Below are 12,566 nucleotides of genomic sequence, written 5' to 3' on the forward strand. Positions count from 1 at the left end.
GCGACTTAATATCGTTTAATGATAAAATTCTCTTAGGATTTTTCATTAAATTATAGCTTAAATTAAACTTATATATTAAATAAACAGAATAATCAACAATAAAATCATTATCTAAATTATATATTGAATGATAAAGACTATTAAGCTCATATTCACTAAGTTTAAGAATACGAGTTTTATTTCTTATACCAGTATAACGAAAAAAGAAAAATTTTTCATTATTATGTTCTAAATAACGAAAAAATTCAGCTTTAAAAAAATTGCCTTTTTTAGTCAAAAAATTAAATTTATCATTAATTCTTAAGAAAATAACTTGGTCTTTAAATATGAAAAAATAGTTATTTTTTAATATTTTTATTTGAATGTTATAATCTTTCTCATTTTCATTGTTTTCTATGATTTCGCCTGTGTAATCATCAAATAAATAAAAATCATTTAATATAAAAATATTATTGCAATTATATGATAAAAAAGAACTTATTAAATAATCATATTCATTATAATATCCTAGTGATTTGATAGAAGTAGAATAAATTAAATTATCATTCTTATAAACATCTAAATAAAATCTATTATCTTCAAAGTATGTTTTAAAGGTGTATTCTAATTTTAATAATATTTTTAATATGCTTTTATAATTATCAAAATAATAAGTATTGTTCTCAAAAATTAGCTTAATTCTGTTCTTCATTTTTAGCCCTTTTAAAAATGTTCTCTAAAATATTTTTAGATAGTTGCTGATTAATAGTTATATATCTTGTAGTTGTTGTTATATTTGTATGGCCTAATAAGTTTGAGACCAAATTTATATCTGCGTTTAAATAATTTATTGAAAAACTTGCAATTAAATGTCTTAAATCGTGAATTCTAATATGTTCTAAATTATTATTTTTTAAGATTTTTAAAAATGCTTTTCTTAAATCTTTATAATGAGTTTTTGTATGTGGATTTGTGAAAACATAATCATCTAATCTATAAAAATCAGTTTTTAGCAAGTGTTCTTTTAGTCTTAAATATAAATCATTACTTAAATAATAGCTCATATTCTTTTTAATCTTATTATTACAAGCTCTTATAATATATGTTTTATTATTAAAATCTATATCACGCCATTTGATTTTTATTACTTCACTATATCTTCTGCCGTGCAATAAAAAAAAGAAAAACAAAGAATGAGTATTATTAGAGTTCATAAAAGCATTAATAATTTTTATCATAGTTTCATAATCTTTATTAAAAATAATTTTATTATCAAACTTAGGCAATTTTACCTTTATTGCTACATTTTTATTTATTATTTCTAAATCTAAAGCAAAATCTAAAACACGCTTTATTTTTAAAATCACATTCTTACAAGTCTTTACTTTATAATCATTATCAAGTAAAGAATTAATATAGTTTTGTAAATCAAGAAAAGTTAAATCTTTTACATTGATTTCACCTAAAAAACTACTTTTTATGTGCTTACTATATAAGCTTAAGTCTTTTTTATAAGTGCTTTCGCTTAATGTGTTTTTATAAGTATTGAAATATAATAAAAATAAATCATTTAACTTCATTTATGCAACCTTAAAAAATTCAAAATCAGATTTATATTCATTGATTATTCTGTTATTGCTTTCATAAATTAAGTGTTTATTCTCATAAATGATTGTTTGGTTTGTTGTTTCAATATGTATAAAGAATTTATTGTTTTTATAATCTTTCTCAAGTATATTATTATGCTTTTCTAATTCATTATTTAAATGAAAATAATCTCTTAAACTAGGTATGAAATTGAGTTTTCTATAAAGCCATAAAGGAACTAAAAAACGGCTCATTGTAAATCTTCTTATTTTATGCTTAATATACCAAGCAGTAAGCTTATCAATTTTTATATTATTTATATCATTATGCTTTAGATTTAAAAAAGTTTTTTGCAAATATTTCATTATGTAAGCTATTGAGTTATTTATGCTAGTTTGAAAGCCATTTAACTCGCCATTCTGCTTTTGCTTTAGAGTTAATTTATCTGTTCTTAAATTCTGTGGAGCGGGAAATAATCTCATATAAGCATTTTTAAAATCTTCTATGATTTCAGCGTTATTTGGTATAAATAAAACCATATGCAAATGGGGAACTCCTAATTTTTTATGTGGCTCAAAAACTTTACAATATTTGATTTTATATGCTTTATATTTGCGATTATAAAAATTATTAAATATCTTAAGCTTTTGATTTAAAATATCTTTTAAATCAACGATAGTTAAAGCTAATTTTTGATTTATTTTCTCTTTAATATGTTTTGGAATGCTAATTAAATCACTAGCTTTAAGATTTGAATAATCAGCAAATAAGAAATCTCTATATTGACTATCAAGGGTAGCAGTGATAAAAATAGGGGTATAGTGTTTTTCAATATTAAAAGCGTTTAAAACTTCAATTCTGTTTAATAATTCATTATGATAATTTTGGCAAAAATTACTTGAGAATGTAATTTCAAGTAAAGATTTAGATTTATTTAAGCCGTTTCTTACTTTGTGAAATTTTAAGTAATTTAAAGTTTTTTCAAAACTTTGTTGACATTTATACAAATCATTAGAGCTTATGCCATATTCATTCAAAAAATCAAATTCATTTCTAATTAAAATCATTTTTTATCCTTTCTTTTTTTGTGCTTTAAGCTTAAACAAAGCTTAATGATGAAATTATTTATTAATTAGACAAGGAAGAGCGTGTGCGTGGCTCACGCCACGCCCACTCTCTTCTGTCTTTTATTCTAATTTTTCGGCATTTTCTTCATCGCTTAAATATTCAATAGTAATCAATAAAGTTGTTTTTAAATTGTTTTTGGTTTTTGCAGAGAATAGATATTTAAGGATAGGTATTTCTTTTAATAAAGGAATACCCACTCTTGTATCATACTCGGTATTTTTATTAATACCGCTCAAAACAAGAATTTGATTTTTATATAAAGTATAAGAACCACTGAGAGTTTTTTTAGTTGTTTTTGGAGTTAAGCTATTATTGTCAATAATATCTTCAATACTTATATTTAAATCAAAATCTATTTTATTATTTAAAATTAGTGGCTTTATATCTATTTTTAAACCGACATCTTTATAAGTAAATGTATTACTTTCCGTTTTATTTGAGCTTTCTATCGTTTCTGATTTAGTTAAGTAGGGTATGTTTTCAACGATTGAAAAAGTAGTATTTACATTGTTTTTAATAGTTAAAAATGGACTTGCTTTAATTTTTGTTATATTCTTTTCGCTAAGAAAATCAATAAAAGAATAAAAGCTTTTATTTGAATTTATAAGTGAGCTTTCATTACTAGCACTAAATAAGTTTAAATAAGTTTTTAGATTTACGCTATCAATTATTTTAGTTAAAGATTTATATTTTATGCCTTTAGAAATTAAATCGGAATAATTTGTTTCGCTAATAGTGATTTTTAATGTAGCAGTTTTTAGGACTTCATCATTTTTTGAAATCTCATTTTTTAAAAAAAAGTAATCTTCATCTTTGCATAAAAATATAATAGTATTTGTGGTTTCTATATAATCAACGATTTTTACTTCATTTTTTATATTATCTTTATTTGTGCTTGGCTGATTAGAATTATATAAATCTATTATTTTTTTAACATACTTATAAGAATTATTTTTAAGCTTGATTGAGCGTAATTTTACGAAATTATCGTATTTTTCATTTATATAATCAATATAATAATAATTCTTGAATTTTAAAAGCTTTAATGATTTAGATTTTAAGATTTTTTCAAAATCATTTATATTTAAATCATCTAGCTTTTTTTGATAAATTATGTAAATGTTCTCATCTTTTAATTTATCATTTAAAATAAATGTAATGTTAGATTTTACTTTAAATAGGTCTATAAAATCAACTAGATTAAGCTTAATGCTTTCAGCATTTAAACTAATTAATAAAACCAAAATTGTGATTAGTTTTTTCATCGTTTATCCTTTCTTTTTTAATTTTTAGATTTTTAAAAACATCAAATTCATAAATTAAATTAATTCTTGAGAATTCAGAACTTAAAGAGATATTATTTATATATAGGTATTCAGAGTTTTGAAGAATAAAGCTTAAACTATCGTAAAGTATTTTATAATCATCATTAACCACACATACTTCACGCTTAAAACAAACAATACTATAAGAATATATGTTTTCATAATTATTTTTATTAATAAGCTTAGTTTCTTTTTGAGTTTCATTTTTTTGATTTATAGTATTAGGTTTTTTTAAGACTTGAGTATTTATATTTTTAGTAGTTTGTGGATTAGTTGGTTCTTTTGGTTTATTATTACTACCTAGTAAAACAGTAAAGCCTTTAAAAAGAAAAAATGTAACTACAAAAAGAAAAATTGCAAACCTTATGAACCTATTAACAATACTTTTTGAGTTATTTTTCGCTCCACTAATGTATAAAGCAAAAACTTCATTAATTGCGGGTAATGTGAAATTATCAACGATATCTTTTTGATACATTTTATAAGACAAAAACTGTCTATATTTGAATTTTCTTGTGTTTATTTTTTTAGAATTTGGTAAGGCTTGAAAAAAGAATTCAGCTATTGTTTTGTATTTGGTTTCAACTAATGCTAAATCTTGAGTAATCATATAAATATCAATGTATAAATGCCTATGATAAGTAAAAAACCAAATCAAAATTTCATCTTCTTTATCGTAAAAATTGTGGCATTCATCTATGATAAATAAAGAATTAAATATTTTTAATTCTTTTGCTTTTTCAATTAAAGTTTTATCATCTGCTTTATTTAAATATAGAGAATATAAGTTTTTTAATTTCTCATAGATTATATCGTGTTCGTATAATTTTATTTTATCGCATATTGAGAAATTAAACTCATTTATATTTGTATAGCAATAATCATAAGTTCTAGTTTCTTCTTTAGCTCCAAACAAAAAAGAAAATAAGCCTTTTTTATCTTCTTTTTTACTTTCATTTTTAATAGGCTCAATAAAAGATTTATATAAATGATGAACTGCGTAGTATGTTTTACCCGAACCAGGAATGCCAGTTACAAAAGAAATAGACATTACTTATCCAACTCACGTGGATTAAATCCATTATTAAGTTTTCTATTACCTAGAAGACCACTCCATCCACTAAGTTTCAAATTTGGATTTGTAATGCCATTCCAAACAGATAAAAGAGAAATACAAAGCCAAATTAGACCACGAAAAATAGAACCTTTAAAAATAATTAAATAAATAGGAAATACAATATCAAAAACAAAATGCAAAGGCGGTAAAATTACATTTTTAAAAAGTATAATAAAAGGATTAATCATTATAGCATTAGTGCTATTAATATCATTATTTAAATAATCACAAGCTAAATAATAAAAATCAATTATTGCTTTAAATATTGTCAATGAAAAATCTATATAATTATAAACAATAAATAAAACAAATGAAATATATAAAAATCTTGCAAAAGTTAAACCAACAACATTAACTAAATCTTTGCCTTTTTCAAATATAAAAAAATCAAGCATTTCGCTATGATTATTATAAGCTCGTTTTATAAAATTAAAGAAATTAGATATACCACCCATTTTAAAACCTTTCTACTTATTTAAAAAATTTAATACTTAATTTATATATTGAAATCAAAGACATAACAAGAAAAATCAGCCTAAAAACATTATGTAAAATAGGATAAGAAGGAGCAAATTCTTTACATATATCATAAGAACCATTAGTATGATATGAATTGCTAACACTATAAGAAAAATCTCTAGGGCAACTATTAATTGTATTGTAATTATCAATTTTTTTAAGCTCAAGACTATTTGCTAATTTTGCTAGTTCTTTAATATTATCAAAAGATTTATCAAAAAGCTGTATATACTCGCTTAAAGGAATTTTATTTAATATATTATCAGTTTCTTTAACTTGATTTTCGTAATTATTAAGCTTATTTTCTACTAAATCATCAACAAAACTAACATTATCATCAAGTTTAATAGTAATATCATCAACTTTTACATTTACATCAACATTAACTTTTGAATTTTCTTTATTTATACTTACTTCTGTGTTTGGTTTAGTGATTACAACTTCATCAGGTTTTACCGCTTCGTTTGGCTTTGTGATTTCGTTAGGTTTTACAACTTCTCCAACATTTACATCTTCATTAGGCTTTGTGATTTCGTTAGGTTTTACAACTTCTCCAACATTTACATCTTCATTAGGCTTTGTGATTTCGTTAGGTTTTACAACTTCCCCTAATCCAACATCTTCATTTGGCTTTGTGATTTCGTTAGGTAATTGAATTTTATCGTTTTCTTCTTTATTGTTAGGAATTGAAATATCAGGAGAAACTGCAACGCCATCATTCTCATTAGGTAAAACTAATTCTTCATCTTTCACATTAGGCAATGTAACAACAATATCTTTTTTATCTTCAATAAATAAGCCGTTTTCATCTAAAGTTCCTGCAACTAAAGAACCATTATTAATAGCTCCGATAACATTGTTTTCATCATCTCTTATTAGTATTTGTGAATTTTCATATTCACCTAAAAGACTATCAATTAAAGCTTTATCTTTATCGCTTAATTGATTATAATAGCTCTCATCATTCTTACTTGCTTCTAGCATACAAGTATCATAATTAATAACGCAATTATTATAAGTAGTTTGTATTGCTTTTTTCTCTAACTCGCTTAATTCTGATATTTCAACAATAGGAGCAGAATTAACAGAACTATCATAATCACTTATAGATTTTTCAGAACACATAGAAGAAGAATTTATACCTTCGTTAATCTTTAAATCACCACCAGAGCAACGAATAGCACAAGCAACAGCTTTTTTATTATTTAAAGGTGTAGAGCTTATAATAGAACTTAAGCCTTTAGCACCTAAAAGAAGATTTTTAAAACTTATGCCGTTTTTGTTTTTTAAACTAGCTAAAGCACCGCCTAGATAGTCTAAAGTAACGCCCGTGTAATTACCCATACCGCTAACAGCACAAGCGTAAGCTTTACGAGAATTAGCGTCTAAATCATTTATTGTTTTTTCAACTTCTTCATCTTTAGCAGATATTTGAAAACCTAATTCATTGTCATTAAAAAGATAGACATTATCACTCTTAAAACAAGAGCTTTCAGAGTATTCAAACATATTGTAATTATTGTGATAACCAAAATTGGCATTATAATAATAGCCTTTTTTAAAACATACGAAATCATTAATATTATAACTTTGTTCTTTATAGTTACAACCATACTCAGGATTATAAGTAGCACCAATCCAAGAATGTGATATTATTTTAGTTGTAAAAGCGTTTTCGCTTTTTTCTATATATTCATTTTTTTCTTGAAGAGTTAATTTTACTTCATACGGACTTCCATCATCAAAATAAGTAATTTTAACGAAAAAAGAACATTTGTCAGTAGGTAAAATGTGATTAGAATAAGCGTTGTTTTGAATAAGAGCAATAAAAAATAAAGAGTATAAAAACTTTTTCATTTTATTTGCTCTTTTAGTGATTGATATTCAATAACTAAATCATCTACTAAAGATTTATCTTTCAAGCTTAAATCATCATAATAATTGTAATCGTTGATATTATTTTTTAAATCCACACTATTTAATAAAGATAAATGATAAGAGATAAACAAAGTTATAAGAATGCTTAGAATTATAATTATAAAATAATCTAGTGTTTTCATAGTTTATCCTTTAGCTTTAAAGAGTGGTAAGCATATTAGTAGGGGCAAAGCATAGATAATCACATTTATAAAAATACTAAAGAATAAATCAAAGCTTGGAATATTAGTAATATTATAAATACTCATATTAGCTCCTTGTAAATAAAAAGATGATTATTTGAAATAGGCAAAAGCCTAAAAGAACAGCAGTAAGCGACATCAAGAAATTAAATTGTTCTAATGATAAATTAAGAGTTTGTATATCTATTTCTATCATTTGAATAATCCTTTTATGTGAGAAAAAATAAAAGTAGAAAATTTAGCAATTATGCAAATTGCAAGGATTGAATTAAAACAAACTATTAAAAAGCTTAAATCAAAATTATAAATCATTCTAATTTTTATCCTTTCTTGTTTTTTTTGGTTCTTAAAGTTATTTGAAATAACTATTACTTAAAGCTTTTAAATAATTTTTAGACTTATTTAGCTTTAAGATTTAAGTAATAGCTATTAATTAAAAAATAGGGTGGGTTGCCACCCACACGGGCGACTGAACGCCCTATTAATTGTTTTTTCGTGCTTTTTTTTATGGATAAAAAAAAAGACACGAAAAAACGGGGCGTTCAGTGTTTCAGAAAATGCAAAAAGTATTATCTAAAAAATGAAAGTGCCTTTTTTAGTGACCATACAATTGTAGTTGCACCAACAACGACACCAACACAAGAATAAAAGAATAATAAGTCGACAGAACCACTAAAACCAGTGCTTTCATTAAAAGTTACAGCAGCTTGAGCTGAACTAGCAAATAAACTTGTTAAACCTACAACACCTAAAATCTTGTTTTTACTTAAAAAATTCTTAACTTTTTTCATAATAAACTCCATAAATTAAATAAAATTAAATCTTTTTTTTTAGTTTGCAAACTAAATTAAACACTCATAAAAAGAGTGCTTAAGTTAGTTTGTGTAGTCAATCAAGACTACACAGCTTTTATTTTTTAGAATTTAAAATCTTCATTAATTCATCATAAGACATATCTATACTTACAGAGTATTCGTTGTTTTGATACACAGGCAAAGAGCCATTTAAAACTAAAGATTTATTTGTTTTAAAATAATTCTTAAAAGACATCGCTAGCATTCCCGCATCCGCATCAGAAACGCAAGGAATTTTAAATGTAAGACTAGTTTCTTTAGTATCCGTAAAATTAGTTTTTTCATTAAAAACTTCATAAACATTTCTACAAGATAAACGCACACTTGCGTTATACTTTAAGCCCGTTTGTTGAATTACGCCACTACCACTTGAGCGAACCAAACAAGAGTTAAAAACTTCATAATTTACCTTAAATTCTTCTTTTATAATTTCCATAATAATCTCCTTTTTTTACTTTTTAAATTCTGTAAATCTATCTTCATCTAAAAATTTATCTATAGCTAAAATACATCTAAAATAATCATTTAAAAAACTAATAAGTTCATCATAATTAAAACCATCGTTGAGAATTAATTCAAAAGTAAAGCAATCACTTTTTTTATTAAATTTGAATTCTTTAATATAATTTGATTCATAAACTTTTTTCAAAAAGCTTTCGTTAAACAAATCAGACGGAAAAGCAATATCAATAAAGTATTTACGTTCATACTTTTTAGAAATAGTGCAATAATCATATTTAGAATATAAATTAAATTCATAAAGAATATAATCTTCAGTTCTACGAATAGAAAAATACTCAACAATAACACCACTACTTAAAGAATAATCATTAAAAATAGTGTATTTAAAATCATTTGAATTGCAAAATTCATCTAATTTAAAATAAAAGCCTATATCTTTTAAAAAATGTAAGTCTTTCATTTTTTTATCCTTTCTTTTTTTTTATTACCTTTCTTTTTGATTATTTTTAAGTGCAAGTAAAGAAAGGATTTTAAACTTGCACTAAATAATTTTATAGTTATATAAAATTATTTAATACATAATACATTAATTTTTATATTATGTCAATAAAATTTTATATTTTTTCTTAATATTTTTTATATTTATATGAAATTATTTAATATTAAGTATAAAAAATATATTTCTATGTGTATAAATTTAATAAGATTTTAAAAACTTTTTATAGATAAAGTAAAATAAATAAATTAAAGGAATAAATATGACAAATAGGGAGCTGGCAAATTTTTTAAATATAACTTATCCAACCCTATATAATTGGGAAAAAACAAAACCTAATTTATATAAAATAGTAATGGCATATAAAAATAATAAAAACAGCATTGAAAGTAACTTAATAAATGAATTAATAGAAAATTTAAAAAAACTAAGCGAAAAAGAGCAAGAAAAAATATTACTTGAAATAAAATTAAAAATAATCAATAAAGAACTTGGAGAATGAAATTATCACTATTTTTATTAATAGCATTTACAATATATATGATTTACATATATTATAAACAAGATACAAACAATAAGATTAAAAAAAATAATTTTTCATTTATGAATTCACCATATTATAAAAGATACGATGAAAGCAAATTAACAATAAATACAATAAATGAAAAATGCAAAAGAGCCGATAAAGAAGAAAATAAAATTTCAGAAAATGAAAAAGAGTTTAATGAGAAATTTTATCAAAGTATAAAGAAATCAAAAGAGAGCAATATTAACGACTACTATATAAAAAAAGGTCAAGAATACGAGTATAAAATAAAATGCTATTTTGATAGTCTTGGATACAATGTGTATCCAAACGGCTATATAAATGGCAAAAAAGATAAAGGAATTGATTTAATAGCCTATAAAAATAACGAAGTGCATTTGATACAATGTAAATGCTATAAAAATCCACCAAAGCAAGATTTATTGAGAATGTTTGTAGGAGATTGTGAAATATATATAAAAAACAATCAGAACAAATTAAATAATAAAACTATATATAAAGATTTTATAACTAGTTGCAAAGAAAAAGATTATGGAGTTATAAAATTCTTAGAAGAAAATAAAAATTTAATCAATTATTTAATAATTAAATAAATAAAAATTAAGCTTATTAAATATATAATAAAATGTTTTTAAGTTTCTTGCCACTAATAATAGAGCGTAAGGAATTTTATGGATAGAATATTATTAATCATATTAATTTTAATAATACTATCTAGTAAATTATACTAGATAGATTTTTCATAATTAAACTTAAACTTATTATAAGTTAATGCTACTTAATGAGAGCTTAAAAACTTATTTTTTCTATTATTTTGTGGTTGGGTAGCATTAACCACATTAGAATAAAAAAAAGATTTAAGAACTCATAACCCGAAGGACGGGGGTTCAAATCCCTCTTTCGCAACCAAATTTCAATTTTTTTCATAGTATCTTAAATATTTTTTGCTCTCTATGAGTTAAATTTCCGAATAGTATCTTTTTAATACTTAAAATAAACTTAATGTTATGATTTTTTTGTTTTTAGGATTTTACTTTATATTTTAATATTTTTTTTCAAAACTAAGTTAAAAAATGGGTAAAAAATGGGGTTTTCTTAAGTGAAACTTAATATGGCTTAAATGCCTATGTGATAGGCATTTAAGGGGTAAATTTTTTAAATCTCGCAAAATTGTATAAATAAGAAAAAAATAGGAATTAGGCTTATTCGTTATTACTTGAGATTTTAGCTATTTGAAATAAGTCTTTTATGTATTTTGAATTTATTTTAAGCTGAAGTCCGCGAAGTCCTGCACTAACTACAAAATAATCAAGCTCTAAAGCTCTTTCATCAATAAATCTTACAAAATCTTTTTTCATACCAAAAGGAGAGCAACCTCCTCTAATATAACCTGTTTTATCCTTTAGTTTATCAAGCTTTAAAAGACTTAATGATTTTTCATTAACTGCTTTTGCAAAGGCTTTTAAATCAAGTTCTAAATCTCCTTGAATACAGCCTACATATAAAGAGTTTTTACCTTCACAAACTATGGTTTTATAAATATATTTAATATCTTGACCGGTCTTATTAGCAACGCAAATTGCTGATAAATCATCTCCTACTTCATAGCTTAATAATTCATATTCTATTTTTAATGTATCTAAAAATCTTGCTGCATTGGTTTTCTTAATCGTTTGCAATTTTTTCTCCAAACCTAATAGCACCTTCATTGCAAGTAAGTTTTAAATTTTCTCCTAAAATCAAAATAGTAGAACCCATTAAAAATCTTCCTAGCATTTCGCCTTTTTTTAAGCTTACATTATCGTAGTTTTTCTCATAATCTATTGCGTTTTTCATATTTGTTTGCACGCTTGTATCAAAATCAAATTCCATTTTGCCAACATTTACAGCTCCAACGAAAACCATATAAAAAATACTTCCATCATTCTTTTTACAAGTTAAAACCACACGCTCATTTCTTGAGTATAAATTATCATGTTTTGCAAGTGCTTTTAAATTTACGCTAAAAAGTTCAGCACAAAAATATTTAAGATTTAAAACTTGCATATCGCAAGGGCTGTGATAATTGTGATAATCCCTTGGGCTAAGGTATATATTTAAAAAATCAAACTCTTTTTTAGGAGTAAATCCTAATAATTCAGCTATATCATACTCTTTGCCTTTTATGCTAAATGCCTTTAGATTTGAACTTTTTGCAAAACTTAAAATCGTTCCATCACAAGGACTTATAAAGCCTTCTTCAAGCTTTCTTGTTTTTTCTAATCTTCTTGTAAATAAAGCTATTAAGCTATCGTATTCTTTATAGTCCTTAAACTCATCCATAGGTATATCAAAATGATTTATGTAGGTTTTGTTTATGTAATTTTGCATAAATTTTGGATATTTAATGCTTACAATTTTGCCAAAAATTCTTGAAATAATTTTTCTCATAA

Annotated in this window: 17 protein-coding genes; 2 read left to right on the forward strand and 15 right to left on the reverse strand. The window is 23.6% G+C overall.

Annotation, left to right across the window (positions count from 1 at the left end; translation table 11 throughout):
* From AVANS14531_RS04890 to AVANS14531_RS04950, 13 genes are all read right to left on the reverse strand, one after another.
* Window positions 1-691, reverse strand: a 691-nt coding sequence (locus tag AVANS14531_RS04890; protein ID WP_336611526.1) for a hypothetical protein, incomplete at its 3' end; no start/stop codon positions are given.
* A complete protein-coding gene (locus AVANS14531_RS04895; RefSeq protein WP_336611527.1) occupies window positions 675-1,559 on the reverse strand; it encodes a tyrosine-type recombinase/integrase in 885 nt (294 codons plus the stop codon). The genes AVANS14531_RS04895 and AVANS14531_RS04890, both read right to left, overlap by 17 nt.
* A complete protein-coding gene (locus AVANS14531_RS04900) occupies window positions 1,560-2,633 on the reverse strand; it encodes a rolling circle replication-associated protein (protein ID WP_336611528.1) in 1,074 nt (357 codons plus the stop codon).
* A 120-nt stretch (window positions 2,634-2,753) separates the two neighbouring features.
* On the reverse strand, window positions 2,754-3,959 hold the full coding sequence (locus AVANS14531_RS04905; RefSeq protein ID WP_336611529.1) for a type II secretion system protein GspD: 1,206 nt from the start codon (window positions 3,957-3,959) through the stop codon (window positions 2,754-2,756).
* Complete coding sequence (locus tag AVANS14531_RS04910) at window positions 3,922-5,070, reverse strand: zonular occludens toxin domain-containing protein (RefSeq protein ID WP_336611530.1); 1,149 nt, start codon at window positions 5,068-5,070, stop codon at window positions 3,922-3,924. Before AVANS14531_RS04910 ends, AVANS14531_RS04905 begins: the two co-directional genes overlap by 38 nt.
* The gene (locus AVANS14531_RS04915; RefSeq protein ID WP_336611531.1) at window positions 5,070-5,591 is read right to left on the reverse strand and encodes a hypothetical protein; all 522 of its coding nucleotides are present in this window, start codon (window positions 5,589-5,591) and stop codon (window positions 5,070-5,072) included. Before AVANS14531_RS04915 ends, AVANS14531_RS04910 begins: the two co-directional genes overlap by 1 nt.
* A 16-nt stretch (window positions 5,592-5,607) precedes the next feature.
* Complete coding sequence (locus AVANS14531_RS04920; RefSeq protein WP_336611532.1) at window positions 5,608-7,512, reverse strand: hypothetical protein; 1,905 nt, start codon at window positions 7,510-7,512, stop codon at window positions 5,608-5,610.
* Complete coding sequence (locus tag AVANS14531_RS04925; protein WP_336611533.1) at window positions 7,509-7,715, reverse strand: hypothetical protein; 207 nt, start codon at window positions 7,713-7,715, stop codon at window positions 7,509-7,511. Before AVANS14531_RS04925 ends, AVANS14531_RS04920 begins: the two co-directional genes overlap by 4 nt.
* A gap of 3 nt (window positions 7,716-7,718) precedes the next feature.
* Window positions 7,719-7,841 carry a hypothetical protein gene (locus AVANS14531_RS04930; protein WP_336611534.1) on the reverse strand — a complete coding sequence of 41 codons (123 nt, stop codon included), beginning with the start codon at window positions 7,839-7,841 and terminating at the stop codon, window positions 7,719-7,721.
* 1 nt (window position 7,842) lies between these two features.
* Window positions 7,843-7,971 carry a hypothetical protein gene (locus tag AVANS14531_RS04935; protein ID WP_336611535.1) on the reverse strand — a complete coding sequence of 43 codons (129 nt, stop codon included), beginning with the start codon at window positions 7,969-7,971 and terminating at the stop codon, window positions 7,843-7,845.
* 373 nt (window positions 7,972-8,344) lie between these two features.
* The gene (locus tag AVANS14531_RS04940) at window positions 8,345-8,566 is read right to left on the reverse strand and encodes a hypothetical protein (protein ID WP_336611536.1); all 222 of its coding nucleotides are present in this window, start codon (window positions 8,564-8,566) and stop codon (window positions 8,345-8,347) included.
* Window positions 8,567-8,684: 118 nt separating this feature from the next.
* A complete protein-coding gene (locus AVANS14531_RS04945) occupies window positions 8,685-9,065 on the reverse strand; it encodes a hypothetical protein (protein ID WP_336611537.1) in 381 nt (126 codons plus the stop codon).
* 15 nt (window positions 9,066-9,080) lie between these two features.
* Window positions 9,081-9,551, reverse strand: coding sequence for a hypothetical protein (locus tag AVANS14531_RS04950; protein WP_336611538.1), 471 nt, complete (start codon window positions 9,549-9,551; stop codon window positions 9,081-9,083).
* A 298-nt stretch (window positions 9,552-9,849) separates the two neighbouring features.
* Between AVANS14531_RS04950 and AVANS14531_RS04955 the strand changes: the two genes are divergently transcribed.
* Both AVANS14531_RS04955 and AVANS14531_RS04960 read left to right on the forward strand, forming a co-directional pair.
* On the forward strand, window positions 9,850-10,089 hold the full coding sequence (locus tag AVANS14531_RS04955) for a hypothetical protein (protein WP_336611539.1): 240 nt from the start codon (window positions 9,850-9,852) through the stop codon (window positions 10,087-10,089).
* Window positions 10,086-10,727 (forward strand): restriction endonuclease, encoded by a 642-nt coding sequence (locus AVANS14531_RS04960; protein WP_336611540.1) that lies wholly within the window; start codon window positions 10,086-10,088, stop codon window positions 10,725-10,727. The genes AVANS14531_RS04955 and AVANS14531_RS04960 overlap by 4 nt, the downstream gene beginning before the upstream one ends.
* A 609-nt stretch (window positions 10,728-11,336) precedes the next feature.
* Here the strand turns inward: AVANS14531_RS04960 and AVANS14531_RS04965 are convergent.
* Window positions 11,337-11,813 (reverse strand): YbaK/EbsC family protein, encoded by a 477-nt coding sequence (locus AVANS14531_RS04965; RefSeq protein WP_336611541.1) that lies wholly within the window; start codon window positions 11,811-11,813, stop codon window positions 11,337-11,339.
* Complete coding sequence (locus AVANS14531_RS04970) at window positions 11,800-12,564, reverse strand: phosphatidylserine decarboxylase (RefSeq protein WP_336611542.1); 765 nt, start codon at window positions 12,562-12,564, stop codon at window positions 11,800-11,802. Before AVANS14531_RS04970 ends, AVANS14531_RS04965 begins: the two co-directional genes overlap by 14 nt.
* Window positions 12,565-12,566 lie beyond the last annotated feature (2 nt).

It is taken from the genome of Campylobacter sp. Cr9, from assembly GCF_020138295.1.
Lineage (GTDB): Bacteria > Campylobacterota > Campylobacteria > Campylobacterales > Campylobacteraceae > Campylobacter_E.